At 68.4% G+C, this 26,300-nt stretch carries 22 protein-coding genes; 16 read left to right on the top strand and 6 right to left on the bottom strand.

Features of this window, described 5'->3' with window-relative positions; translation table 11 throughout:
* Positions 1-249: 249 nt before the first annotated feature.
* Genes OTERR_RS08185 through ygfZ form a run of 3 tightly spaced genes read right to left on the bottom strand, consistent with a single transcriptional unit; the run spans position 250 to position 3,289 of the window.
* Complete coding sequence (locus OTERR_RS08185) at positions 250-1,401, bottom strand: copper resistance protein NlpE N-terminal domain-containing protein (RefSeq protein ID WP_149425425.1); 1,152 nt, start codon at positions 1,399-1,401, stop codon at positions 250-252.
* Positions 1,402-1,434: 33 nt separating this feature from the next.
* Positions 1,435-2,214, bottom strand: coding sequence for an NRDE family protein (locus tag OTERR_RS08180; protein WP_149425424.1), 780 nt, complete (start codon positions 2,212-2,214; stop codon positions 1,435-1,437).
* 16 nt (positions 2,215-2,230) lie between these two features.
* Entirely contained in the window at positions 2,231-3,289 is a 1,059-nt protein-coding gene (ygfZ, locus tag OTERR_RS08175) for a CAF17-like 4Fe-4S cluster assembly/insertion protein YgfZ (RefSeq protein ID WP_082396807.1), read from the bottom strand.
* 305 nt (positions 3,290-3,594) lie between these two features.
* Here ygfZ and mltG point away from each other — a divergent pair, with 305 nt between their 5' ends.
* The 15 genes from mltG (at position 3,595) to OTERR_RS08100 (ending at position 20,630) form a co-directional block, all read left to right on the top strand.
* Complete coding sequence (gene mltG / locus OTERR_RS08170) at positions 3,595-4,587, top strand: endolytic transglycosylase MltG (protein ID WP_054621009.1); 993 nt, start codon at positions 3,595-3,597, stop codon at positions 4,585-4,587.
* The gene (gene tmk, locus OTERR_RS08165) at positions 4,584-5,228 is read left to right on the top strand and encodes a dTMP kinase (protein ID WP_149425422.1); all 645 of its coding nucleotides are present in this window, start codon (positions 4,584-4,586) and stop codon (positions 5,226-5,228) included. Before mltG ends, tmk begins: the two co-directional genes overlap by 4 nt.
* Positions 5,225-6,346, top strand: a complete 1,122-nt coding sequence (holB, locus tag OTERR_RS08160) for a DNA polymerase III subunit delta' (RefSeq protein ID WP_149425421.1) — start codon at positions 5,225-5,227, stop codon at positions 6,344-6,346. Before tmk ends, holB begins: the two co-directional genes overlap by 4 nt.
* Positions 6,347-6,371: 25 nt before the next feature.
* Positions 6,372-6,749: a PilZ domain-containing protein gene (locus OTERR_RS08155; protein ID WP_054620914.1), complete on the top strand. Its 378-nt coding sequence runs from the start codon at positions 6,372-6,374 to the stop codon at positions 6,747-6,749.
* A gap of 61 nt (positions 6,750-6,810) precedes the next feature.
* On the top strand, positions 6,811-7,629 hold the full coding sequence (locus tag OTERR_RS08150; protein ID WP_246154073.1) for a TatD family hydrolase: 819 nt from the start codon (positions 6,811-6,813) through the stop codon (positions 7,627-7,629).
* 16 nt (positions 7,630-7,645) lie between these two features.
* A complete protein-coding gene (locus OTERR_RS08145; RefSeq protein ID WP_149425420.1) occupies positions 7,646-8,329 on the top strand; it encodes an ankyrin repeat domain-containing protein in 684 nt (227 codons plus the stop codon).
* 374 nt (positions 8,330-8,703) lie between these two features.
* Entirely contained in the window at positions 8,704-9,486 is a 783-nt protein-coding gene (locus OTERR_RS08140) for an energy transducer TonB (RefSeq protein WP_149425419.1), read from the top strand.
* A gap of 12 nt (positions 9,487-9,498) precedes the next feature.
* Positions 9,499-10,218 carry a MotA/TolQ/ExbB proton channel family protein gene (locus OTERR_RS08135; RefSeq protein WP_149425418.1) on the top strand — a complete coding sequence of 240 codons (720 nt, stop codon included), beginning with the start codon at positions 9,499-9,501 and terminating at the stop codon, positions 10,216-10,218.
* Positions 10,218-10,625, top strand: coding sequence for an ExbD/TolR family protein (locus tag OTERR_RS08130; RefSeq protein ID WP_149425417.1), 408 nt, complete (start codon positions 10,218-10,220; stop codon positions 10,623-10,625). The genes OTERR_RS08135 and OTERR_RS08130 overlap by 1 nt, the downstream gene beginning before the upstream one ends.
* Positions 10,626-10,753: 128 nt before the next feature.
* Positions 10,754-12,967, top strand: a complete 2,214-nt coding sequence (locus OTERR_RS08125) for a TonB-dependent receptor (RefSeq protein WP_149425416.1) — start codon at positions 10,754-10,756, stop codon at positions 12,965-12,967.
* Between the two features lie 189 nt (positions 12,968-13,156).
* Entirely contained in the window at positions 13,157-14,572 is a 1,416-nt protein-coding gene (locus tag OTERR_RS08120; protein WP_149425415.1) for a tetratricopeptide repeat protein, read from the top strand.
* The gene (locus tag OTERR_RS08115) at positions 14,569-17,181 is read left to right on the top strand and encodes an ABC transporter substrate-binding protein (protein ID WP_223115907.1); all 2,613 of its coding nucleotides are present in this window, start codon (positions 14,569-14,571) and stop codon (positions 17,179-17,181) included. Before OTERR_RS08120 ends, OTERR_RS08115 begins: the two co-directional genes overlap by 4 nt.
* Positions 17,178-18,080 carry an ABC transporter permease gene (locus OTERR_RS08110; RefSeq protein ID WP_223115906.1) on the top strand — a complete coding sequence of 301 codons (903 nt, stop codon included), beginning with the start codon at positions 17,178-17,180 and terminating at the stop codon, positions 18,078-18,080. Before OTERR_RS08115 ends, OTERR_RS08110 begins: the two co-directional genes overlap by 4 nt.
* Positions 18,077-19,714: an ABC transporter ATP-binding protein gene (locus tag OTERR_RS08105; RefSeq protein ID WP_149425414.1), complete on the top strand. Its 1,638-nt coding sequence runs from the start codon at positions 18,077-18,079 to the stop codon at positions 19,712-19,714. Before OTERR_RS08110 ends, OTERR_RS08105 begins: the two co-directional genes overlap by 4 nt.
* Positions 19,715-19,757: 43 nt before the next feature.
* Positions 19,758-20,630 (top strand): alpha/beta fold hydrolase, encoded by an 873-nt coding sequence (locus OTERR_RS08100; RefSeq protein ID WP_149425413.1) that lies wholly within the window; start codon positions 19,758-19,760, stop codon positions 20,628-20,630.
* An 18-nt stretch (positions 20,631-20,648) separates the two neighbouring features.
* Here OTERR_RS08100 and OTERR_RS08095 read toward each other — a convergent pair whose 3' ends face one another.
* The 3 genes from OTERR_RS08095 to aptA form a co-directional block, all read right to left on the bottom strand.
* Entirely contained in the window at positions 20,649-21,725 is a 1,077-nt protein-coding gene (locus OTERR_RS08095) for a CobW family GTP-binding protein (RefSeq protein WP_187775333.1), read from the bottom strand.
* Between the two features lie 11 nt (positions 21,726-21,736).
* A complete protein-coding gene (locus OTERR_RS08090; RefSeq protein WP_149425411.1) occupies positions 21,737-23,416 on the bottom strand; it encodes an amidohydrolase in 1,680 nt (559 codons plus the stop codon).
* 77 nt (positions 23,417-23,493) lie between these two features.
* Positions 23,494-24,837, bottom strand: coding sequence for an omega-aminotransferase AptA (gene aptA, locus OTERR_RS08085; protein ID WP_149425410.1), 1,344 nt, complete (start codon positions 24,835-24,837; stop codon positions 23,494-23,496).
* 328 nt (positions 24,838-25,165) lie between these two features.
* Here aptA and OTERR_RS08080 point away from each other — a divergent pair, with 328 nt between their 5' ends.
* A complete protein-coding gene (locus OTERR_RS08080) occupies positions 25,166-26,254 on the top strand; it encodes a sigma-54 interaction domain-containing protein (RefSeq protein ID WP_149425409.1) in 1,089 nt (362 codons plus the stop codon).
* The last annotated feature ends 46 nt before the right edge of the window (positions 26,255-26,300 follow it).

Below are 26,300 nucleotides of genomic sequence, written 5' to 3'. Positions count from 1 at the left end.
CCTGACGCCGCCTGCGCCGTTCTTGTTCGGCTCATCAGTACGGCTGACCACGCGACGAACCACCGGGCTGAAAATACGGACGGATGACACCCACCCCGTGGAACCCCGCGCCCCTATTGGTTCTCCACGGGGTCATGCCGAAACCCCGCGTCCTACCTTGCGCTCCAGCCATGCTGCGCTGAGAGCAAGCATTGGCGCGCCTTTCCGAGGGATGAATCAACGAATGCCCGGCCAGCGGCCAATGGCTACTCAATGCCTATGGCGCCCCTTGACCGGGCAGGGGTGGAGGCCGTCGAGGCGCTCGAACTTTTCCACCACCAGGGTCGCCTGGTCCGGCTGACCGTCTTCCATTCCCGGCCGGGACACCAGGCGCGCCAGTACCGTCGCTTGCAGGGCCGTGCCAGGCTTGAGCTTGAGCTGGGCGCGGCGGGCCGTGTAGGCCTTTTCCAAGGCCGGATAATCCCCGCTCATGGCCACCGGCCAGCTGCGGCCGCTGGCACATTCGCTGAAGCGGGGCGCATCGGCCAGAGAGGTGAACTGGCCAACCAGGTGCAGCGCATCTTCCACCTCGGCGTAGTCCACCGTACGCAGATCCCGGGTCGGACGCTCCACCCGGCCCCGGTTGTCGAGGCGCAGCAGGGTGCGGCTGTCGACCACGCCGAAGCGGTGGGGGGCCTCGGCGCCGCCGGTCAGCACCAGGCGGGTGCCGGCGGCATTGAAGCGGAACGTGCCGAAATCGGTATAGGCCGGCGTCCCGCCCCCGGTGGCGACGCGAAAGACGAAAGTGCCGTCTTCGCGCAGATCCAGGGCCAGGTCGTTGCCGCCGGTGCCGTCCGCATCGTCGCCGTCGAAACGTACCGGCAGGGGGATTTCACCGTGCCGGGGGAGGACCACGCTGCGCGGCGGAAGACGGTCCAGCCGGTAGTTGAGGGATGAGACGATGCGCTTTCCGGCACGGTCGAGCAGGGTCAGGCTGGCCTTGCCACCATTGCCACCATTGCCGCCGATGCCATCGAAAACGAAGCCGCGCCGGCTCTCCCGGGCCTGGGACAGATCCCGTACCTGTGGGGTAAGCCACAGCGTGGTCCGCTGAGCCTCCCGGACGATGCTGTAGCTGCCGTGGGAGGTGAAGCTCCGCTCGCCGTCCCGGGCGCCCAGGTAGGTTTCCTTGAGGCGGAATTCCCGGGGCTTGCCGGTTTCGGCCTCGTCGATCAGGGTCAGGTCCATGCGGATGCCGGCGCAATCGGCGCAGGGCAGGGTGCCCGCATAGCGGGTGCGCAACGTGGCGATGCTATCCACCGGCGCAACCGCCTGGGCCGCCGGAACCAGGGCGACCATGCCCAGGGCCAGGGCGAAACCCGCCAGGGAGCAGGCCGGAACAGCGTTGGGGCGAAGGATCATGAACGCGCGTCGAAAGTGAAAGGGCAGGGCCGATCAGGCGGACGGAGCGGCCACCGCCAGGCTGACCGGCGCCCCCTCGGGCCCGGCCGGGCCGTAGCCCTGCTCGTGCAGGGCGATGGCTCCGTCGTGGCGATGCAGCACCACGGTGGAGGCCCGGGTGCCGTAGGCGACCCCGTTGCCCCGGACAAAAATGGCCGACAGCCGCCGCTCCCATTCCAGGCCCACCCCGGTATCGGGCAGGTGGGCATCGGCGACGATCTCGTCGTCGCCGAGCAGGGCGAAACAGGGCGAAGGATCGGGCAGGTGTTCCAGCGCCCGGGTGAATGCGGCCTTGGCGCTGGTGAGCTTGGGCCAGGGCGTGTCGAGCAGGTGGTTGGATACGCCGTAGATGCCCGGTGGCAACTCCCGGGGGGCCCCATCGCCCCGGTTGGAGTAATAGGCCAGGGTGTCGCCGTCGCCCACCAGCAGGTTGAAGCCGGCGTAATCCTCCGCCGGCGCGGCAGCCACCCCGGCCAGGTAGGCGCAGGGGGAAGCCGTGCCGGCGAGAAAGGCGGCGGTCAACTGTCCCCGGGAATGGACGCCCGAGGCCGCGTTGCGCCCTTCGCGCACATTGGTCACCGCGGCGAAACGGCCGCCGCGGGTGATCCCCAGCCAAGTGCCACCGGCCTCCAGGTCACGGCCGCCGAGGATATCCGGCCGCTCGGCCCAGGGCGCCGCCGCCGCCGTGGGCCGGGCATACCACTCGTCCCGGTTGGCGGCGACCGCCAGGGGGTAGTCGGGATGGACCTTCCAAGCGACGACGATCAGGCACATGGCGAGCCGCCCCGGGTCAGGCCATGTAGGCCGGCAGACGGAGATTTTCCAGAGTCTGGGGCGCTTCGCCGGCGGTGGTCACCGGGGCGGCCAGAGCGTTTTCCTGGATCACCGCCAGCACTTCGAAACCGCCCCGGGGCGAAGGCGCCGCCAGGACGATCTGGCCGCAGGCCAGGTCCGGCGTGGCGCTGGAGAACAGCTCGGTGCCCGGCGCCGCGAAGGCGGCCAGTTCGCCCTGGTACATGTGGCGCTTGACCTTGCCCAGGTACTGGGTACGAGCGACGATCTCCTGGCCCGGGTAGCAGCCCTTGTGGAAGGAAACGCCGCCGACGCGGTCGAAATTGGCCATTTGCGGCACGAAGGCTTCCTGGGTGGCGGCGGACAGGTGGAGCAGGCCGGCGCGCACGTCGAGCAGGTGCCAGGCCTGGGCCCCTACCGGGCGGGCGGTGGCGGCCACCTGGGCCCACAGGGCCTCGGCCTGGTCCGCCGGCACGGCCAGTTCGAAGCGTTGCTCGTCCAGGCGCAGCACCTCGCCGCGGGGGCCGCTGGCGGTTTTGCCCACGTCCGGCACGGCCAGCCCCAGGCCGCCCACCAGGTCGGCGGCACGGGCGCCAGCCAGACCGAACAGCACGACGTCGTCGCTGCGGTCGGCCAGGGTGACCTTGGAACGCAGCACGAACATGGCCAGGCGTTTCTTGATGAAGGCCATCTGGTCTGCAGCAAAACGCAGCCGGTAGGTGCCGGCATCGGCGCCGCGCCAGATCACGAAGCTGGTGTACATGCGCCCCTTGGCCGAGCACCAGGCGGCGCGCAGCCATTGGTCGGGCGCCAGGTGGTTGATGTCGTTGGTCATCTGGTTGTGCAGGAAGGCGGCGGCATCGTCGCCGGCGGCATCGAGCACGGCCAGGTGGGTGAGGGGAGCGACAACGGTAGCGCCCGCATCGGCCACCGCCTCGGCTTCACCGCGCGCATCGCCGAAATCGAGGACCAACCGGCCGTCGCGCTGGGCCTGGGCGCCATCGAGGCGGGTCAGAAATTGCTGGACGGGACTGGCGGCGGGGGTCTCTGCACTCATCGAAGGTTCTCCGGGGGAGGAGGTGAATCGGGATCGTATTGGAATCGGTCGGGTACAACAGGGTCGCGGGAAGAGGCCAAGGCAACCAAGGCGGCTCAGGATAGCCCGCAAGACGCGGTATTATAGGCACCCCATCCCGCGCCGTTGAGCCGACTCCCTTTATTGGTGCGGGTTCCCGATTTTCTATGCCTCCCCGAACGCCTGCCTCCACCGCGCCCTCGCGCAAGACGCCCGCTCCCCGTGCGCCCCGCTCTCCGCGGCGGCGCCCCTCGCGCACTTCCGGGCGCAGTGCTGCCTTTTCGCCCCTGCGCCTGCTGTTCAAGCTGATTGTCCTGGTCGCGGCCGTGGCCGGCCTGGCCGCCGCGGCCGTGGCGTGGATGCCTATTCCCCTGGCCAGCTCGCCCCTGGATTTCCACATCGAGCGGGGCAGCAGCCTGAAGAGCGTGGCCCGACAGGTCAACGAGGCCGGGGTCAAGGTGCCGCCACTGGCCCTGGAAATGCTCGGCCGGGTGACCCGCTCGGCGTCCATGATCAAGGCCGGCAGCTACGAGGTGCACGAGGGGGTGACCCTGTGGGCGCTTCTCGCCAAGCTGACCCGGGGCGACACCAGCCAGGGCGAGTTGGCGGTGATCGAGGGCTGGACCTTCCGCCAGCTGCGCGACAAGCTCGACGCCCACCCGGACCTGCGCCACGACACCGCCGGCTTGAGCGATGCTGACCTGCTGCGCCGCCTGGAAATCCCCGAATCCCACCCGGAAGGGCTGTTCCTGCCCGACACCTATCTGTTCGACAAGCGCTCCAGTGACATCGAGCTGCTGCGCCGCGCCTACAAGGCGATGCAGACCCGCCTGGCCCAGGAGTGGCCGCTGCGCGATGCCGGATTGCCTTACCGCAGCCCCTACGAGGCCCTGATCATGGCCTCGATTGTCGAGAAGGAAACCGGCCGGGCCGAGGACCGGCCCATGGTGGCGGCGGTATTCGTCAACCGCCTACGCCGCGGCATGCTGCTGCAGACCGATCCCAGCGTGATCTACGGCATGGGCAGTGCCTTCGAAGGCAACATCCGCCGCCGCGACCTGCTGACCGACACCCCCTACAACACGTACACTCGCCCCGGCCTGACCCCGACGCCGATCGCCTTGCCTGGCACGGCCGCCCTGCGCGCCGCCCTGCATCCGGCCGCCAGCGAGGCGCTGTACTTCGTCGCTCGAGGCGACGGCTCCAGCCAGTTTTCCGCCACCCTGGACGAACACAACCAGGCCGTGAACCGCTACATCCTCAAACGGGCCCCGCAATGACCTTCCAGTCCTCATCCCAAGGCTCCGCCAGCCACGGCAAGTTCATCACCTTCGAAGGCATCGACGGCGCCGGCAAGAGCACCCATATCGACTGGCTGTGCCACTGGCTGCGCAGCCAGGGCAAGGAGGTGGTGTCCACCCGGGAGCCCGGTGGCACCCCGCTGGGCGAAAAACTGCGCACCCTGATCCTCAACGAGCCGATGCACCTGGAAACCGAGGCCCTGCTGGTGTTTGCCGCCCGTCGCGAGCATCTGGCCGAGGTGATCGAGCCGGCCCTGGCCCGGGGCGCCTGGGTGGTCTCGGACCGTTTCACCGACGCCACCTTCGCCTACCAGGGCGGCGGCCGGGGAATTTCCCGGGAAAAGCTGCAGATCCTGGAAACCTGGACCCACGGCCACCTGCAGCCCGATCTGACCCTGCTCTTCGACCTGCCCCTGGAAGTGGCGCGCCAGCGCATCATCGCCGAGCGCAACCTGGACCGTTTCGAGCGTGAGCAGGCCGAATTCCACGAGCGGGTGCGCTTCGCCTACCTGGACCGGGCCGCCAAATCCCATGGCCGCATTCGCACCCTGCAATCGGATCGGACGCCGGAAGAAATTCGCCAATCGCTTGAAGAAATTATCGTAACGTTCTGTAAATGAGCGTACTTTCACTTCATCAGCCCCTCTGGGAGAAACTCCAGGCACGGCGCAGCCAGCTGCCCCACGCCCTGTTGTTGCACGGCCAGCAGGGCCTGGGCAAGCTGGAACTGGCTCGGGCCTTTGCCGCTTCGCTGCTGTGCGATCGGCCCCAGCCTGACGGCCAGGCCTGCGGCGATTGCCCGGCCTGCCACTGGCTGGCTCAGGGCAACCACCCGGATTTCCGCCTGCTCCAGCCCGCCGCCCTGGCCGAGGACGACGGGGAAGGGGAGGGTTCTGCTGCCGCCAGCGGTAGCAAGAAGCCGAGCCAACAGATCACCATCGACCAAGTGCGAGGCCTGGACGATTTTCTCCACGTCGGCACCCACCGCCAGGGGTTGCGCGTGGTAATCGTCTGCCCGGCCGAGGCGATGAACCGCAACACCGCCAACGCTCTGCTGAAAACCCTGGAAGAGCCCCTGGCGGCGACCCATTTCCTGCTCGTCAGCCATGAGCCGGACCGGCTCCTGCCCACCATCCGCAGTCGCTGCCAGGCGGTGGCGGTGGCCACCCCCGAGCGGCAGACTGGAGTGCGCTGGCTCGAAGGGGCAGTCCCGGGCCTGAGCGACGAGGATGCCGCCCGCTGGCTGGCCCTGGCAGGCGGAGCGCCTCTGCTGGCCGCCGACCTGGCGGCCCCCGGCGAAGAAGGCCGCGGTGGTAAAGTCACCAAGAGCCGCAGCCTGACCCTGCTCGCCGACCTGAACGCGCAACTGATCCAGGGCAGCAAAATGAACCCTCTCAGCGCGGCCGCCGCCCTCGACAAGACCCTCAAGGCCGATAAGGAAGAGGGGGGGCGAGGCGGTCCCGGGGGACTCAAGCTGCTGGTCATCTGGTGGCAGAAGTGGCTGGTGGACCTGACCCTGTGTAGCGCTGGAACGCCGGTGCGCTACTTTCTTGGCGAAACCACCGCCTTGCGCCAGTTGAGCGAGCAGGCAGACACAGAAGAGTTATTTAAATTCAATAGATTGTTGGCAAAATATAAAGCACTTTCAGAGCACCCATTGAACACCCGGCTGTTTCTTGAAGAGCTGTTTTCCGGCTATGCTGCCATCTTCCAGGGGCGGCCCCGCCGTCTGTCCTGATCCGGCCCTGTCATAAGGATGTGGAATGTCCGATAGCAAACTCACCGCTTCCGGCGGCTTCGCCCCCCGGCCGAGCGTGCTGTCCCTGAATATCAACTCCAAGTCGGCCCTTTATGCCGCCTACATGCCCCACCTCAAGAACGGCGGGATCTTCATCCCCACCAACCGGAGCTACCACTTGGGCGACGAGGTCTTCATGCTGCTGTCGCTGATGGAAGACCCGACCAAGCTGCCGATTGCCGGCAGCGTAGTGTGGATGACACCTGCCGGCGCCCAGAACGGCAAGGCCCAGGGCATTGGCGTGCATTTCAACGACGACGAAAGCGGCAAGGAAGCCCGCCGCAAGATCGAAGCCCTGCTCGGCGGCGTGCTGCAATCCAGCCGGCCCACCCACACGCTTTAATCCCTCTGCACTGACCCTCTATTGCTGTCGCGGCCTCAGGCGGCGCCTGCGGTTGTTTTTCATGCCTGTCGAAACCCCTGCGTCCATGTCTGCCCTGCGCCTCATCGATTCCCATTGCCACCTGGATTTTGACGATCTGGCGGTCCAGATGCCCCAGGTTCTGGAAGCCATGGCGGCCAACGGCGTGGTCGGCGCCATGGCCATCGGCGTCAACATGGAAGACTTCCCCCGGGTGCTGGCCATTGCCGAAGCCCACCCGCACATCTTTGCCAGCGTCGGCGTGCACCCCGAATACAGCGAGTGCAGCGACCCGGACGAAGCGACCCTGATCCGTCTCGCCGACCATCCCAAGGTGATCGCCATTGGCGAAACCGGTCTGGACTACTACTGGCAGAAGGAAAAGCCGGAATGGCAGCGGGAGCGCTTCCGCCGTCATATCCGCGCCGCCCTGGCCGTGGGCAAGCCCCTGGTGATCCACACCCGGGATTCGGCCGAGGACACCCTGCGGGTGCTGAAGGAAGAGGGGGCCGACCGGGTTGGCGGGATCATGCATTGCTTCACCGAGACCTGGGCGGTGGCCGACCAAGCGCTGGAACTGGGCTTCCACCTGTCGTTCTCGGGCATCGTCACCTTCAAGAACGCCCAGACGGTCAAGGAGGTCGCCACCCGGGCGCCCCTCGATCGCATCCTGGTGGAAACCGATTCTCCCTACCTGGCGCCGGTACCCTACCGTGGCAAGCTCAACCAACCCGCCTACGTACGCTACGTGGCCAACGAAATTGCCACCCTGCGCGGCCTGACAGTGGAAGAGGTGGCCCAGGCCACCACCGCGAACTTCCTCAACCTGTTCCCCCAGACCCGGGCCGCCTTGGCGGCCTGAGCGTACCGAGACAACCATGGCCCCATCCTCGCTTCTCCGCACCCGCCGCACCTTATGGGCGCCCTTCCTGGCCCTGTGCCTCGCCGCCAGTGCGGCGCTTCCTCTCCCGGCCATGGCCGAGGCCTTGGACGATGCCATCAAGGCGGCGACCCTGGGGGACAAGAGCGATCTGATCGATCTGCTGCGCCGCGGTGTCGAGGTCGACAGCAGCGACGCCAATGGCAACACCCTGCTGGCCCTGGCTGCCCGCCAGGGCAATAGCGAACTCGTCGCCCTGTTGCTCAAGGCCCGCGCCAACCCGGCCATTGCCAATCGTTACGGCGAAGATGCCCTACTGCTGGCGGCCTACCACGGCCATCTCGCCGTGGTGAAGCAACTGGTGCTGGCCGGCGTGGACATCAATCGGGCCAAGGGCTGGACCCCCCTCGGCTATGCCGCTTTCCAGGGCAGGGAAGAAGTGGCCGACTACCTGCTCGACCAGGGCGCCGACGTCAACGTGGCCCTGGACAACGGCACCACTCCGCTGATGCTGGCGGCCCGCAACGGCCACCTGGGTCTGGTCAAGCTCCTGCTCGAATACAAGGCCGACACCACCTTGCGCAACGACGCCGGCCTGAGCGCCAAGGACTGGGCCTTGCGCGCCAAGAACACCGATATCGCCGACCTGATCGACCAGGCCGGGCGCCAACACAAACACTAAAGCGCGCCCCAGGCTCCTGCATCGTAAAAGTCCACTCCCTGGGACCAGGGTCTTTGGGCTCCGAGCAGGGCACGAACGCCCTGATGTCTTACGAAGCATTCCCTCCATACGAGACAACAGGGCGGTCGCGACCGCCCGCGTTGTTGCACAGCACACACCCCAGCTCGGCCGCGCACAAGCAACTGTGTCGTTTCGCCCAGTCAGGCTGAAAAAAAGCCCCAGCCAAAAAGCCAACCCATTGTTTTAAAAGACGTTAAAAACCTGGCACGGCCCCTGCTCAAGAAGGATCGTTCGCCCCTGGCTCCGCGGGATTAACCCATCCCCCGGGGAACACGGCGGCGGACAACGATCACAAGTCCTTCGTGGGGAATTCCGTGAGTGTTTCAACCGTTTTAACCGCTCCCTGGGCCAGCCTGCCAACCCTCGACCTGGCGCGGTCCGCTTCAGCAGCAAAGCCGCCGTCTGCCGGACCAAGTCCAGGTTCCCTGGCCAATACGCCGCACGGCGGCCTGCGTCTCCGGGATCACCTGCTCCTCGGCGGCCTCTCCCTGGCCCTGCACGGCAGCCTGTTTTTCTACCTGCACGGCCAGGCGCCCGACGACGCCCCAATCGTAGTTCCGCCCCAGACCCCACCCATGGTGGTGGAGTTGTCCCGTCCCGTTGTGGAAACCATGGCGCCCCCCGAGCCGGTGCGCAAGACCGTGGTACCGACCTCGCCGGCTCCAACCAAGACGCCGGTGCCGAACCCGCCCCTCCGTCAGATTGCAGAAAGCGCGTCACCCACCCCGTCGCCGGCAGCGCCTGCCCTGTCGGCCGCCAACCCATCGCCTCCGGTGGCCGCCGCGCCGACTCCCGGCCCAGTGGAGGAGGTGGTGACCGAACCCTCGGCCAGCGCCGCCTACCTGCGCAATCCAGCTCCCGAATACCCGGCCTTCGCTCAGCGCCAGGGTTGGGAAGGCAAGGTGCTGCTGCGCGTCCACGTCTTGGCCAGCGGCCGCCCCGACAGCGTCGAAATACAGAAGTCGAGCGGCCGCCGCCTGCTCGACGAGGCCGCCCTGGTGGCGGTGAAAGGCTGGACCTTCGCCCCTGCCAAGCGGGGCAAGACCGCCATCGAAGGCTGGGCCAACGTGCCCATCGAATTCTCCCTTTCCCAATGAGGTTGTTCCGACATGCTTGATGCCGTTTCCTCCACCGCCATCGTCGATGGCACCCTGTGGACCCTGGTGGGGTTTTCCGTCGCCACCTGGACCCTGATCCTGATCAAGGGCCTGCAGCACTGGCGCGTCGCCGGGCAGAACCGGCGCTACGGCCGGGCTTTCTGGCAAGCGCCGAACCTGCAATCCGCCGCAGCCCTCGAAGATCAGGCCGGCCCCACCGCCCGCCTGGCCGAGACTGCCTTCACCGCCCTGCACGAGGCCGATAGCGGCGCCCACGACCTGAGCCACAGCGGCGACCGCCGCGAACTGCTCGAACGCTACCTGCGCAAGCAGATCCAGCGCGAGCGGCGCGGCCTGGAAAGCGGCCTGGCGGTACTCGCCAGCATCGGCAGCACCTCGCCCTTCGTCGGTCTGTTCGGCACCGTATGGGGAATCATGCACGCCCTCACCGACATCAGTAAGGCCGGTTCCGCCAGCCTTGACGTGGTGGCCGGCCCGATCGGCGAGGCCCTCATCGCCACCGGCATCGGTATCGCCGTGGCCGTGCCGGCGGTGCTCGGATACAACTTTTTCCTGCGCCGGCTGAAGCTGGTGGCGGCGGACCTGGACGACTTCGCCCACGACTTCATCAACCTGGCGCAGAAGAACGACTTCCGCATCGGCGTACCCGCCGCGGTGGCCCGCACCACGGCCGGTTCGGCTCCATTCGCCGCCCAGGAAAGGTTTGCGTAATGGCCTTCGCAACCCATGGCGAGGACGACGACGTCCTTAGCGAAATCAACATCACCCCCCTGGTGGACGTGATGCTGGTGCTCCTGGTGGCCTTCATCGTTACCGCGCCCCTGCTCACCAACGCGGTCAAGGTGAATCTGCCCAAGACCGCCGCCACGGCCCCGCCGGCCCAGAAGAAGGCGCTCACCGTGAGCATCGACGAGGGCGGCAGCGTCTTCGTCGACAAGCAGCGCCTGCCCCTGGAGACGGTGGAAGCCGAGCTCAAGGCCCACAAGGCCAACGATGCCGACCTGACCCTCAACCTCCAGGCCGACGAAGCCGTGCCCTACGGGATGGTGGCCAAGGTCATGGCAGCCATCGAACGAGCCGGAATCAGCCGGTTGTCGGTACTGACGGCGCCGCATTGAAGCCGGGGCGGCGCATGCCCGCCCTCGGCCTTTTCCCGATTTCTCTTACCACCGCCGGCGTCTCCAGGGGGAGCACCGGCGGCGGGTTCCCTGTTGTCTTTTTTCGCCAATCACTAGGAAAACCAAGAATGAAGCGAATCCTGCTCGGTGCCTCTCTCGGCGTCGTCGGTGTGGTCGCCGTCCCCGGCGTCCAGGCCCAGACCGCGGGCGCGGCCAACGCCAGCGAACCGGCCCAACTGGAAAAGGTGGTGGTCACCGCCCAAAAACGCTCGGAGGCGGCCCAGGACGTGGGCACCGCCCTCACCGTACTGACCGGCAAGGAGGTCAGCGAACGGGGCATCACCACGGTCAATCAACTGCAAAGCGAAGTGCCCAGCCTGGAAATCGAGCCCGCCTTCGGCAGCGGCCAGCCCCAGTACCGCATCCGCGGCGTCGGCTTCCAGGACTACGCGGCCAACAACTCGCCCACCGTCGGCGTCTATGTGGACGAGGTGGCCTATTCGCTACCGATCATGACCCAGGGCCTGCTCTTCGACCTGAGCCGGGTCGAGGTGCTGCGCGGCCCCCAGGGTACCCTGTACGGGCGCAACACCACCGGCGGGGCGGTGAACTTCGTCACCAACCGGCCGACCCGGGAGTTTTCCACCGGCGCCACCATCGATTACGGTGCCTACAACGCCCTCAATGCCCAGGGCTACGTCTCGGGCTCCCTGGCCGACAACGTGCGCGGCCGGCTGTCCGGTGCCTTGGCCCAGGGTGGCGGCTGGCAGCACAACCGGGTGACCGGTGAAAGCCTGGGCGACAAGGACCAGTACGCCCTGCGTGGTCAGCTCGAATGGGATGTCACCGACCGCTTCAACCTGCGCTTTTCCGCTCATACCGGTCAGGACAAGTCGGAAAACCAGGGGCTCTACCTGTTCACGCCGAAGACCGGCCCAGGCACCGCGACGGCCCGCGACACCAACCGTTCCAGCACCGGCTGGGGCTTCAGCCCGGCCTTCACCCAGGCCACCGGCTTTGGTACCAATGCCAAGCCGTCCCGGGACAACAAGAGCGAGGGCTATTCCCTGGTGGCCAACCTGGACCTGGGCGGTGCCCAGCTGACCAGTATCAGCGCCTACGAGAAGTTCCGCCGCCGCGAACTGAACGACTGGGACGGCACCGCCGCTCGTGATTCGGATGAATTCTTCGGCAGCAACGCCGACGTTTTCTCCCAGGAAGTGCGCCTGGCCTCTACCGGCAGCGGCCCGTGGAACTGGGTGACCGGGGTCTATTACGCCAAGGAGAACCTGAAGGAGAACTTCCTTTCCGATTTCTCCAACTCCCTGGGCCTGCCCATCGTCAAGACCAGCTACTCGCAAAAGGCGGAAACCATAGCCCTGTTCGGCCAGACGGATTACAAGCTCACCGACCGCCTGAAGGTCGTGGGCGGTCTGCGCCACGAGAGTGAAGACCGGCAGCTGCGCAACTACTCCACCGGCACCACCACCGGCATCAGCTTCATTCCCACCACCAGCAAGTCCACCTCGCTCAGCGAAGTGACCGGCAAGCTGGGGCTGGAGTACCAGCTGCAGCCCAGTACCTTGCTGTACACCAGTGTCAGCCGGGGCGTGAAGTCCGGCGGCTTCACCGCCTACAACACCACCAACGTGCTGCAGCTGGAGCCGTTCAAGCCCGAGGGGCTGTGGGCCTATGAGGGCGGCTTCAAGAGCGACCTGACCCGCACTCTGCGCCTGAACGGTGCCGCCTTCTACTACGACTACCGCAAGCAGCAGGTGTTGTCGGCGGTGTGGGACCCGACCTACGGCCCCATCGGCCGCATCGTCAACGCGCCCAAGTCGGAAATCTGGGGTGGGGAACTGGAGCTGCTCTGGGAGCCCCTGTCCGGCCTGAAGGTGAGCCAGTACCTGGGCTACAAGGAAGGCAAGTTCAAGGACTTCCGCGGCCTCGACGTGGCGGCCTCTACCTCTGCCGGCGCCCCGGTCTATGTCGATTACGCCGGCAAGGACCTGAACTTTCCCAAGCTGAGCTACGGCGGCCTGCTCTCCTACGCCTGGAACGCCGGCACTTACAAGGTCCGTGCCGAAACCGACTATAGCTTCCGGGACAAGTACAACTCCTGGCTGGGCAAGACCTACGACATCAAGAGCTACTGGCTGGTCAACGCCCGGGTGGTGCTGTCGCCCAACTCGAAGAAGGAAAACTGGTCCGTGGCCCTCTACGGCCGGAACATCCTCAACGAGAAGTACGACCAGACCCGCAACTTCTTCCTGCCCGGCAATAACGTCGCCCAGGCTGGCCAGCCCGCCACCTACGGCGTCCAGCTGAGCTTCGCCTACTAACATCGCCCCCCGATCCGGCGGATCGGAAGCGCGGCGCCTTGCCCCTGCCGGGGTGGGGAACGCGCTTCCGGCCCGGCCGGGTCGTTTTTCCTGGCCGCTCCCCAGGCGAACGGCCAGGAAAAACACCACACCGATCCGGCGCCGCAACCATCAAACCGTGCCGGCTAACGATTTTCAGGGAGAACAGGCATGGCACAGGACTACTTGGGCAACACGGTCACCAGTGACAACGAGGCCACCCGGGCGGCCATCGACGACTTCGTCGGCGGCTTTCTCGGCTACGAAACCCGGGCGGAAAACATCGCCGCCGCGGCCGATGCCGATCCGGACAACCCCCTGGCCAATGCCTACGCCGGCTTTCTCTGGATGTTCCTCGAAGCCCCCGAGGCCCCGGCCCGGGCTGCCGCCTACCTGGATCGGGCCGAGCGTCAGGCCGGCCGGGCGACCCGCCGAGAACAGCTCAACATCGCCGTGCTGCGTGCCTGGGTAGAGGACGACCTGCCCAAGACCCTGCGCCTGAGCGACCAGCTGAGCGACGAATACCCGCGGGACCTGGCCATCGCCAAGCTGCATCAGTACCTGGAATTCAACCGGGGCAATTCACCCGAGATGCTGCGGGTCGCCGCCAAGGTCCTGCCACACAACGCCGACGTGCCCCACGCCCACGGCTTGGCTGCCTTCGCCTACGAGCAGTGCCACCTGCTCGACCAGGCCGAAGGGGCCGCCCGCCGCGCCATTGGGCTGCAACGCAAGGAACCCTGGGCCCAGCACGCCCTGGCCCACGTGCTGCTGACCCGGGGCCAGGTAGAGGAGGGCGCCGTCTTCCTGGAAAGCGTCAGCGACACCTGGCAGGGGCTCAATTCCTTCATGTACACCCACAACTGGTGGCACCTGGCCGTGTTCTACCTGAGCCGGGGGCGCAACCAGCAGGTGCTGGACATCTACGACCGCCACGTCTGGGGCATTGCCAAGGCCTATTCCCAGGATCAGATCGGCGCCGTACAGCTGCTCACCCGGCTGGAACTGGCCGGCGTGGACGTGGGCGAACGCTGGGGCGACCTGGCGGACCACCTGGCGGTCCGCCAGAACGATACGGTGCAGCCGTTCCTCAGCCTGCTCTACCTCTACGGCCTGGCCCGGGCCGGCCGGCCGGAAGCCGACACCCTGCTGGTCGCTTTCGCCCGTCAGGCCGAGGAAGCCCCCGAGCACAGCCGAGAAACCTGGCGCGACGTGGCCCTGCCGGCCGGCCGTGGGTTGCTGGCCTACGCCCGGGGCGACCACGAGGAGGCAGTGCGCCACCTCGCCCTGGCCGTACCGCGCCTGGTGGTGATCGGCGGCAGCCATGCCCAGCGCGACCTGTTCGAGCAGGTGCTGCTCGACGCCGCCCACCGGGCCGGCCGCTGGGTGCTCGCCCAGCAGTGGCTCGAAGTGCGACGCAACGGCGACCCGGCCAGCGTGCCGGTGAACCGCGCCCTGGCCCGGATCTACACCCAGCTGGGTCTGCCTGCCGAGGCGGCCGGGGCCGCCGAACGGCTGCAGCAGATCCTGGCCCGGGTTGGCGCCGCCCCCGGGAGCGCCCACCGCGCAGGGGCCGTGTCGGCGTGATTAACCAGCTCTTTCAACGGCTGGGGGTCGGGCTGACCGGCCGCCTGGCCAGCGCCGGCGTCAGCATATCCCTTGCCCTGGGCCTGCTCCTGGCGGCCTGCCTCGGCCTGAGCTTGGCAACACCGGCCCAGGCCCGGGACCAGGCCACCATCGCCATCCAACTCGAACCGCCGATTCTCGACCCCACCGCCCTGGCGGCGGCGCCGATCAGCGAAGTGGTGTATGGCAACGTTTTCGAAGGCCTGGTGCGCCTCGACGCCAACGGCGATCCCCAACCCCAGCTGGCCACCTCCTGGGAGATTTCGCCGGACGGGCGGACCTACCGCTTCCACCTGCGTCCCGGCGTGCGCTTCCACGACGGCACGGCCTTCGACGCCAGCGTGGCCCGCTTCGCCCTGGAGCGGGCCCGGGCACCGGATTCGGGCAATCCGCAGAAAGCCAAGCTGGCGGCAATCCAGGCGGTGGTGGCGGAGGATGCCCAGACCCTGCGCATCGACCTGTCCCGGCGCAGCGGCAGCCTGCTGCAGACCCTGGGCTGGGCCGCCCTGGTGATGGTGGCGCCGGCCTCGGCCAAGGGCAACGCAGCGGTGCCGGTGGGCACCGGTCCGTTCCGCTTCGCCGCCTGGCGGCGCGGCGACGCCATCGTCCTGGAACGCAACCCGGTCTACTGGGGCAGCGCCCCCCGGCTGGCCCGGGCCACTTTCAAGTTCATCGCCGAGCCCAGTGCCGCCTTTGCCGCCCTGATGGCCGGCGACGTGGATGCCTTTCCCAACTACCCATCGCCGGAGAACATCCCCCAATTCCAGGCCGACAAGCGCTTTGCCGTCTTCGTCGGCTCCACCGAGGGTGAGACCCTGCTTGCCATCAACAACCGCAAGGCCCCCTTCGACGACCTGCGGGTGCGCCGCGCCATCGCCCATGCCATCGACCGCCAGGCGCTGATCGACGGCGCCATGTTCGGCTACGGCTTGCCCATCGGGAGCCATTTCCCACCGCGCCATCCGGCAGCCCTCGACCTGACCGGGCGCTATCCCCACGACCCGGCCCGAGCCAAAGCGCTGCTGGCTGAAGCCGGCTACCCACAAGGGATCGACGTCACCCTGGCCCTGCCGCCACCGCCCTATGCCCGGCGCGGCGGGGAAATCCTCGCCGCCCAGCTGGCCCAGGCCGGCATCCGGGTAGCCATCCGCAACCTGGAATGGGCCCAGTGGCTGGACCAGGTATTCACCCGGCGCGAGTTCGACCTGACCCTGGTCGTCCACGCCGAGCCGGTGGATTACGACATCTACGGCCGGGACGATTACTACTTCGGCTACGCCCAACCCGGCTACAAGGCTCTGCTCGCCGCCCTGGACGACACCACCGAACCGGCTCGGCGCACCGCGCTGCTGCACGACATCCAGCGCCGCCTGAGCGACGACGCGGTCAACGGCTTCCTCTTCCAGTACCCCAAGCTGGGGGTATGGGACGGGCGCTTCAAAGGGCTGCACGTGGGCGGGCTGGTGGACGGCACCATCGTCGCCGACGCCTATTTCGACGAACCCGGAGGCGTCAGCGCCGCGGCGGGCCACGGTCCGGCCATTCCCTGGCCCTGGACGGCCGCCGTCGGCGGATTGGCCCTGGCGACCTTGCTCGGTTTCATACTGCACCGCTTCGGTCCGGCCTACCTGGCGGGACGCCTGGCGTCCCTGGCCGGCACCCTGCTGGCGGCGACCCTGGTGGTGTTCGCCGTGCTGCAGATCGTCCCCGGCGACCCGGCCCGCTACATGCTCGGCCTGGACGCGCCCCCCGAGGCGGTGGCGGCCCTGCGCCATCAACTCGGCCTCGATGCCGCCCCCTGGCAGCGCTATCTGGACTGGCTGGCGGCCTTGGCCCGGGGCGACTTCGGCCAGAGCTACACCTACCGGGTACCGGTGAGCGAGCTGATTGCCGAGCGTCTTCAGGTCTCGCTGCCGCTCGCCGCCTACGCCCTGATCCTGGCCACCCTGGCGGCCCTGCCGCTCGGGCTGGGGGCCGCCACTTGGCGGGGCAGGGCAGGGGACGCCTGGCTGTCCGGCCTGGCCCAGCTGGGGGTGGCGGTGCCCAACTTTTGGCTGGGCATCCTGCTGGTGCTGGTGTTTGCCATCGACCTGCGCTGGGTGTCTGCCGGGGGCTTTGCCGGCTGGGACGCGGGGCTCTGGCCCGGGCTCAAATCCCTGACCCTGCCGGCGGTGGCCCTGGCCGTGCCCCAGGCGGCGATCCTGGCCCGGGTACTACGCGCCGCCCTGGTGGAAACCCTCCATGAGGATTACCTGCGCACCGCCCGGGCCAAGGGCCTGAGCGCCTTCCGCGCCCTGTGGCGGCACGCCCTGCCCAACGCCCTGATCCCGGTACTGACCATCCTCGGCATGCAGTTCGCCTTCCTGCTCGCCGGCGGGGTCATCATCGAGAACGTCTTCTTCCTCCCCGGCCTTGGCCGCCTGGTCTTCCAGGCCATCGCCCAGCGCGACCTGATCGTGGTGCAGAACGTGGTGATCCTGCTGGTGTTCGCCGTGGCCCTGGTCACCTTCGTCGTCGACCTGGCCTACGTGGCCGTCGATCCCCGTCTCAAGGAAAGGCGCCCGTCGTGAGCCTCACCGCCATTCTTTCCCGGGCCGTGCCGCGCCCGGGCCGCCATCGGAGGCATTGCCCCCCCTGGCCGCCGACCCTGGCCGTCGGCGCGGCCCTGACCCTGGCCTTTCTCGCCACGGCGCTCCTGTCGCTGTTGTGGACGCCCTTCGATCCGGCCGCCATGGCCATTCCCGAGCGCCTCCAGCCCCCCTCGGCCCGGCACTGGCTGGGTACCGACGCCCTGGGCCGGGACGTGCTCTCCCTGCTCATGGCCGGTGCCCGCACCTCCCTGGGAGTGGCCCTGCTGGCGGTGGCCATCGGCCTCAGCCTGGGCACGCCCCTGGGGCTGTGGGCCGCGGCCCGGGGGGGCGGGGTGGATGAGCTGCTGATGCGCGCCAACGACCTGCTCTTTGCCTTCCCGGTGCTGCTCCTGGCGATTCTGATGACCGCCGTGTTCGGCCCCGGAGCGGTCAACGCGGTGATCGCCATCGGCCTCTTCAACGTACCCGTGTTCGCCCGCATCACCCGGGGCGCGGCCCTGTCCCTGTGGCACCGGGAATACGTGCTGGCGGCACGCACTGCGGGCAAGGGCCGGCTGCGCATTTCCCTGGAACACCTGCTGCCCAACCTGCGTGGGGTGCTGGTGGTGCAGGCCACCATCCAGTTCTCCCTGGGCATCATCGCCGAAGCCGGGCTTTCCTATGTGGGCCTGGGCAGCCAGCCCCCCACCGCCAGCTGGGGCCGCCTGCTAGCCGAGGCCCAGACCCTGACCGCCCTGGCGCCCACCCTGGCCCTGTTCCCCGGGCTGGCCATCGCCACCACGGTACTCGGCCTCAACCTGCTCGGCGATGGTTTGCACCAGCGCCTCGATCCGCGCCGCCGCCTGGCCCCGGCGCACGCCCCGGAGATCCAGCCATGAGCCTGCTCGCCATCGAACACCTCGACATCGCGGTGGACGGCTGCCCGCTGCTCCACGACGTGAACCTGACCCTGGCTGCCGGGGAAATCCTCGGCCTGGTGGGAGAATCCGGCTCGGGCAAGTCCCTCACCGCCCTGGCCGTGCTCGGCCTGCTGCCGGCAGGCGCGACGCGGCAGGGACGCATCCTGCTCGGTGGCGACGATCTGACCGCCCGGCGCGAGGTAGAACTCAACCGCATCCGCGGCCGGGACGTCGGCATCGTCTTTCAGGAACCGATGACCGCCCTCAACCCGCTGATGAGCATTGGCGAGCAGGTGGCGGAAACGGTGCGCCTGCACCGCCGCGTCAGCGCCGCCGAAGCCTGGCGGGTGGCCCGGGACACCCTGGAGCGGGTCGGCCTGCCCGGCGACCGGGCTTCCTTGGCGCGCTACCCCCATGCGCTCTCGGGTGGGCAGCGCCAGCGGGTGGCGATCGCCATCGCCGTGGCCCTGGCCCCCCGGCTGATCATCGCCGACGAGCCAACCACCGCCCTGGATGTCACCACCCAGGCCCAGATCCTTGATCTGCTGCGCCGGCTGGTGCGGGAAGACGGCTGCGGCCTGATCCTGGTCAGCCACGATCTGGCCGTGGTGGGCGAAACCACCGACCGGGTGGCGGTGATGCAGGCCGGGCGAATCGTCGAATCCGGGCCGACCGGCCAGGTGCTGGGCCAACCCCGCCATCCCTACACCCAGGCCCTGCTGGCCAATGCCGCCTACGCCCCGACCCGGGCGCCGGCGGTGGAGGAGGGCAGCGTCCCAGTACTGGAGGTGCGCCAGGTGGTGCGCGACTATGCCCGCCCCCGGCGCAGCCTGCGCTTCTGGCGCCGCCCCGACGCTTTCCGCGCGGTGGACCGTGTGTCCCTGGAAGTGCGTCGAGGCGAGAGCGTCGGCCTGGTGGGGGAGTCCGGCTGCGGCAAATCCACCCTGCTGCGCACCGTCCTCGCCCTGGAAGCCCCCCAGGGCGGCGAGGTGCGGCTGCACGGCGAAACCTTTTCCACCGCTCGGGGCGCTGCCCTGCGGGCGCTGCGGCGGCGCATCCAGGTGGTGTTCCAGGACCCCTACGGCAGCTTCAACCCGGGCTGGACCGTGGAGCGGCTGGTGGCCGAACCCTTGCATCTGCTCGACGCCCCCCTGCCTGCGGATGAGCGCCGCCGCCGGGTGGAAGCCGCCCTGGCTCAGGTGGGCCTGCAGCCGGCCGATGCCGACCGGCTGCCGCACCAGTTTTCCGGCGGCCAGCGCCAACGCATCGCCATCGCACGGGCCCTGGCAGTGGAACCGGACGTGATCGTCCTCGACGAAGCGGTTTCGGCCCTGGACGTGACGGTGCGCGCCCAGATCCTCGACCTGCTGGCCGACATCGGCCGGCGGCTGCGGGTCGCCATCCTGTTCGTCTCCCACGACTTGGGGGTGATCCGGGCCAGCACGGACCGGGTGTACGTGATGCAGCAAGGGCGCATCGTCGAAAGCGGCGCCACCGCCCAGGTCTTCGCCACCCCCCGTCACCCCTACACCCAGGCCCTGCTCGCCGCCACCCCGGACCTGACCCGCGCCCTGGCAAGCCTAGCGCCGGCATCCGACCGGCAGGTGGCCTGAAAGGCGCGCCCAGCCTTGATCTCCATGTTTTCGGAGTTACGTCATGAGCCATGACCCGCAACGCACTTCCCATCTTTCCGTCGACGCATGGGGCATCGGCCCCGGCGAACTGGAAGAGATCCGTCCCGGCCGCTTCGTTCACCTGCGCCGCCACGAAGGAGGCGCCCGGGCCGACACCACGGTGTTCCTCTGCCATGGCGCCGGCGGCAACAAGCACCAGTGGCGCCACCAGTGGCAGGCCCTGGTGGCGGCGGGCTACCGGGTGGTGGCCTGGGACTTCCTCGGCCACGGCCAGAGCCCCCAGCCCCGGCAACGGGAAGCCTATGCCAGCGACGCGCTGGCCGAGGATTACCGGCAGCTGGTGAGCACCTTCGGCAGCGCCCGCAACGTCCTGGTGGCCCACTCCTATGGCGCCCGGCTGACCCTGGCGGTGCTGCTGGCGCTGCATCGGGACGGGCGCCTGGGTGACATCGACCGGGTGGCGCTGCTGGGAACGCCGCCGGCCTCGGAAAAACTGGCCCGGGGTCCGCTGGCCTGGCTGCCGACGGGTCTGCTGGAGCTGCTGCGCCCCCTGCTGGCCCGGGGCTTTCGCCGCCGGGCCTGGCATCCGGACGCGGACCGGGCCCTGGTCGCCCACGAGGAGGCGGTGGCCCGGCGCAATTCGCTGCACGTATTCAAGTCCCTGCTCGCCGGTGCCGCGCCGATCGCTCCCCAGGTCCTACCGCAACTGGATCTGCCGGTACTGTTGCTGGCCGGGGACAGCGACGGCCTGACCCCGGCCGCCATCGCCGCCGACCTGGCCACCCGGCTGCCCCGGGCCGAACTGCACGTCGTGCCCCGCTGCGGCCACCAGATCATGCTGGAGCAGCCGGAGGAAACCAACGCCCGGCTGCACGCCTTCCTCGCCGCGGCTTGAGCCGGGATGGCGGATCGCTCAGGTGCCTAGGCGCCTGAGCAGGGACTTAGCCTCCGCCTCGTCCGCAGCGGACGCCAGGCTGATCAGCACCACCCGGGACTCGCCGGGGGCCAACCCGGGAGGGGAAGCTTCCAGGCGCTCCCAGCGGCTGCGTCCCCCGGCGCGCTGCCACAGCCAGGGCCGGTCATCGCCGTACAGGTTCAGTAGCGCCTTACCGCGCAGCAGGCGGGCAGGCAGGGCCCGGTCGAGCAGTTCCCGCGCCCGGTCGGGGCGCAGGGGCTGGAGATACGTCCAGGACAGGGTGAAGTAGGCTGGCTCAGGACGGGGGGAGGGGGGCTGCGCCAACACTCGCTGCCTTCCAGGGTTACCCGCTCCCCCTGGCGGGCCGGAGCGGGGCCTGGGCGGCGCAGTTGGCGCGTTGGCATCGTCAGCCCCCACCGGGGGCGTCGCCTCGCCCAGCAGGACCTGGGCGGGAACCCGCCCTTCCCGGGTCAGCAGCCGGGGGGCGGTCGGCGCCAGGCTCTCCAGGATTTTCTCCAGGGCCCGCTGTTCGGTCAGGCCGATGGTGTCGGCCTTGTTCACCACCAGCAGATCGGCTCGCTTCACCTGGCGGGCCACCGTGTCACCCAGCCGCGGATCCGCCAGCAGGGCGGGAAAGGCCCCGGCATCCACCACCACCACCACCGCATCGAGCCGGTAGCCGGCCGCCAGCAGGCCGATCTGGGCCACCTTGCCCGGATCGGCCACGCCGCTGGTTTCGACCACCAAACGGCGTGGGGCCTCGGGGCGCCGTTCCAGGGCGAGCAGGGCCTGGACCAGGTCGCCGCCCATGGAGCAGCAGATGCAGCCGTTGGCCAGGCTGAGGGTGTCGCCGCTGCGGGCGCGGATCAGGGCGGCATCGATTTCCAGGGCGCCGAAATCGTTGACCAGCACGGTCAGGGGTTCGCCGCCGGGCGCCGCCAGCAGGTGGTTGATCAGGGAGGTCTTGCCGGCGCCGAGAAAACCGCCGATGACGGTAAGGGGGATCGGCGCCTGGCCCGATACGCCGGGCGGAAGGGCGGGCGGAGCGCCAAGGGGCGCTGCCGTGAAGAGCACGGCGCCGCGCCTCACGCCGGCCGGGGGGCGGGGAAGGGCTGGCCGGCCAGCACCGTGCCCCACACCGGCACATCCTTCAGGCGGTGCGGGGCCACCGTCAGGGGGTCGTCGTCGAGCACGGCGAAATCGGCCCATTTGCCCACCTCGATGCTACCCACCAGGTGGTCGAGCTTGAGGGTGTAGGCGGCCCCCAGGGTGATGGCACGCAGGGCCGCGGTCACCGGAATGCGCTCATCCGGGCCGAGCAGCCGGCCGCCGTGGCTGATGCGGTTCACCGCGCACCAGGCGGAAAAGAGGGGAGCCAGGGGTGTAATCGGCGCATCGGAGTGGATCGAGAAGGGCACACCTTCGCGCAGGGCGGTGCCGCAGGCGTCGAGACGGCGGGTCCGGTCCGGGCCCAGGGTCTGCTCGAAATGGGCATCACCCCAGTAGTAGAGGTGGTTGGCGAACAGGTTGGCGCACAGGCCCAGGGCCTTCATGCGGCGGAACTGGGCGGCGTCGGCCATCTGGCAGTGCTGCAGGGTATGGCGATGGTCCGGGCGCGGATGGGCGGCCAGCAGTTCCTCCAGGGCCTCGATGGCCAGTTCCGAAGCCTCGTCGCCGTTCACGTGCAGGTGCAGGGTTAGGCCGGCCCGGTGGTAGGGCTCCAGCTGCTCGCGCAACTGGGACGGCGGCACCAGCCACAGGCCGTTTTCCCGGCCGTTGTAGTAGCCCGGCCACTTGAGGCGGCCGGTGAAGCCCTGGATCGAGCCATCCACCACGACCTTGACCGGGCCGGCGAGAAACTTGGCGGTATTGCGTCGCCGGGCGTCGAGCACCCGGGCCACCCCGTCCACGCCCGGGGCGCGCAGGGGCAAAAAGGCCGGCACCAGGCGCACCGGATAGGCCGGGTCGGCGGTAATGGCGTGGAGGCGGTCGAGGGTCTCCGGCGCCAGGTCGCTGACCAGGTCCGTGGCGGTGGTGACTCCGCCCTGAAGTGCCGCCCGGGCGAAATTCCAGGCGCCGCGCACGGTCTGGCCGGCTTCGTAGAAAGCGTTGTCGATGGCACGAAAGACCGGAAACATGGCCGTTTCCTGCAGCTCGCCGGTGGGCTCGCCGGTTGCGTCCCGGGCGACGCCCTCGGCTTCGCAGTGCCGGTCGATACCGGCCCGCGCCAGCATGGCGCGGTTGGCGTTGAGCAGGTGGAAGTTGGCGTGCATCACCGCCACCGGCCGTTCCCGGGACACCTGGTCGAGTTCGGCCACGGTCATCCGTGCCGTGCCGAAATGGATCGGGTCGAACCCCCAGCCGAGCAGAGGCGCCTGGGGATCGGCCTGGTCGGCCTGGGCCTGGCGCAACCGCTCCACCACCGCGGCAAAGCTCTTCAGCCCCGGCCACAGCCGGCCGCCGGGGTCGCGCCGGTCATGGTAGCCGCAATAGACGAAGTCCCACACGCCCCCCTCCATCAGGTGGCTGTGCCCCTCGACGAAACCGGGCAGCAGCACCTGATCGGCAAAGCGTTCGTCCAGCCGCGCCGGTCCCCAGGCAGCGGCAGTCTCCCCATCGCCCACAGCCAGGATGCGGCCGTCTTGCACCGCCACGTGGGTGGCCTCGGGCTGGGCGGGGTTCATGGTGAGGATGCGGCGGGCGCGAAAGACCACGATCTCGCCGGGCGGGCGCCCGGGGCTGGCGAAAAGGAGAGGGGAGGTCATGACAGAAAGCTGCAAGCAGAAAAAGGGCTGGCCCGCGGCGGCGCAGCCCCATGGATGAAACAAACGGGAGGGCGGGATCAGAAGCTCTTCAGCACCCGGCGCAGGGTGTCGCCGATCTCGTCGATGTGGGCTTTTTCAGCAATGTAAGCCGGCGCCAGGATGGCCGCGTCGCCAGTGGTCTTGAGGTGCAAGCCGGCATCCCACAGGCGTTTTTGCAGCTCGTGGCCCCGCACCCCGGGGGCCCCGTCCGCGGCCACGTCGAAGCCGGCCAGGAAGCCGATGCCGCGAATGTCGGTGACGATAGGCAGGTCGCGCAGGGAAAACACCATGTCGAGGAAGTAGGGCGACAGCTTCTGGGCCCGTTCGAACAGGCCTTCGTCCCGATAGATGTCCAGGACTGCCAGGCCGGCGGCGCAGGCCAGGGGGTGGGCCGAGTAGGTATAGCCGTGGAAGAACTCGATGGACTGCTCTCCTGCAGCGGCGACGATGCCGTCGTAGATGCGCTGGGAGGCGGCCACCGCCCCCATCGGCACGGTGCCGTTGGTGAGCGCCTTGGCCAGGGTCATGATGTCCGGGGTAACGCCGAAGGTCTGGGCGCCGAAGTTGTCGCCCAGGCGGCCGAAACCACTGATCACCTCGTCGAACACCAGCAACAGCTGGTGCTGGTCGCAAATTTCCCGGAGGCGTTGCAGGTAGCCCCGCGGCGGCACCAGCACCCCGGTGGAGCCGGCCACCGGCTCGACGAACACGGCGGCGATGTTCTCCGCCCCGTGCAGGTTGATCAGGCGCAGCAGGTCATCGGCCAGCTCGGCACCCTGGGCGCCCTGACCCCGGGTGAAGGCGTTTTCCTGAAGATGGTGGTGGCGCAGGTGGGCCACCGGGGCCAGGCCGATGCCGAAATGGCGGCGGTTGTTGGCCATGCCCGAAAGGGCGATGCCGCCGAAATTGACGCCGTGGTAGGCCCGTTCCCGGGAGATGAAGATCTGGCGTTGCCCCTGGCCTCGGGCGCGGTGATACGCCAAGGCTATTTTCATAGCTGAATCAACAGCTTCGGATCCAGAGTTCGTGAAGAAGATGCGATTCAGATCACCGGGCGTCAGTTCGGCGATGCGCCGCGCCAATTCGAATGCCTTGCCATGGGCGCGCAGGAAGGGCGGGAGGTAATCCAACTCGGCGACCTGGCGGCCCACCGCCTCGGCAATCTCGCGGCGGCCGTGGCCGGCGGCAACACAGAACAGGCCGGAGGAGGCGTCAATGATGCGGCGCCCCTGGTCGTCCCAGTAATAGATCCCCTCGGCCCGGGCAGCGAGGCGGGCGCCGCCAGTCTTGAATTCCCGATTGGGGGTGAACGGCAGCCAGAACGGAGCATCGGGATGCACCGCCTCGGCAACGGCGGAAGGCAGGGATTCGGAACGACCCATGGCGATAGTCCTCGGCGGATGGTCGGCAGACCGGGTAAACGGCGCCGGCGGGCCCCACAGGGCAGCCAGCGAAAGCATCCGATGCTAGCCAGCCGGGACGGCGCCCCCTACGATGGATTTCCTATTTATTCATTTGCATCGGGAATAAAACGTGAATTCATGGGGTTGCGCCGAAAATCTTCCAACTGCCCGAAGAGCCTTTATCCATGCAGACCTCGATCCTGCCGAAAGGAAAGAAGCAAATAACAAATCGTTCGTTTCTGACTGCTGCAATGCGGCCTAGATTGACGTCCTTCAGCGCCAAGGCGCTCCCCAACGACACACAACAATGACTGCTCCATCCGTCAAGCTGCTGGCCTTTCCCAATGCCGGCGAGCTGACCTTGTCCATCCGGGCCAAGGCCCTGGTCTTCAGCGATCCGCTGTCCCAAGCGCTGCTGCGCCAGATCGAGCGCCTGGCGCCAAGCGAGGCCACCGTGCTGATCACCGGCGAAACCGGTACCGGCAAGGAACTGTTGGCCCGGCACATCCACGAACAGAGCAGCCGGCACGGCCCATTCATCGCCGTCAACTGCGGCGCCTTTAGCGAAAACCTGGTGGAGTCGGAGCTATTCGGCCATGAAAGCGGTGCCTTCACCGGTGCTCAGCAGGCCCGGGCCGGCTGGTTCGAAGCCGCCGACGGCGGCACCCTGTTCCTCGACGAGGTGGGGGACATGCCCCTGGCCCTGCAGGTCAAGCTGCTGCGGGTGCTGCAAGAGCGGCAGGTGGTGCGCCTCGGCTCGCGCAAGCCGATCCCCGTGGACGTGCGGCTGGTGGCCGCCACCAACGTGGATCTGGAGCGGGCGGTAGATGCCGGCAACTTCCGCCACGACCTGTATTACCGACTGGCAGTAGCGCCGGTCGCCCTAGCGCCGCTGCGCGAGCGGCGCGGCGACATCCTGCCCCTGGTGGATTATTTCATCGACGTCTATCGCCGCCGCCTCGGGCTGGGAACGGTGGACGTTTCCCCCCAGGCCGAGCAGGCCCTGCTCGGCCACGACTGGCCGGGCAACATCCGGGAACTGGAGAACGTCGTCCATTACGCCCTGATCATGTGCCGCCGCCAGACCATCGACGTGGCCGACTTGCGCTTGAGCGGCCGGCCGCCGCTACCGGGCAGCGGCGGCGGCATTCGCCCCACCGGCGACGAAGACCCGTTGGCCGGATTGGAAAACGCCCTGGCCTGCCTGATCGGCAGCGACCGGGAAAACCTCCACGACACGGTGAACCGCCTGCTCATCACCCAGGCTTTTTCCCACTGCCAGGGTAACCAGGTGCGTACCGCCAAACGCCTGGGAATTTCGCGCTACACTCTGCGCGCCGACCTGAAACGCCTGGGCCTGATCGAGCCGCACCGGGAAACTGCCGAACAGCCGTAACCGACAGCAGGCCCGGCCGGTTGTGCCCAGCATGGCCGGCGCTGCA

Origin of the sequence: Oryzomicrobium terrae (genome assembly GCF_008274805.1) — a bacterium.
GTDB lineage: Bacteria > Pseudomonadota > Gammaproteobacteria > Burkholderiales > Rhodocyclaceae > Oryzomicrobium > Oryzomicrobium terrae.
Note: the sequence above shows the minus strand (reverse complement) of the source record. Positions and strands in the feature narration are given on the sequence as shown.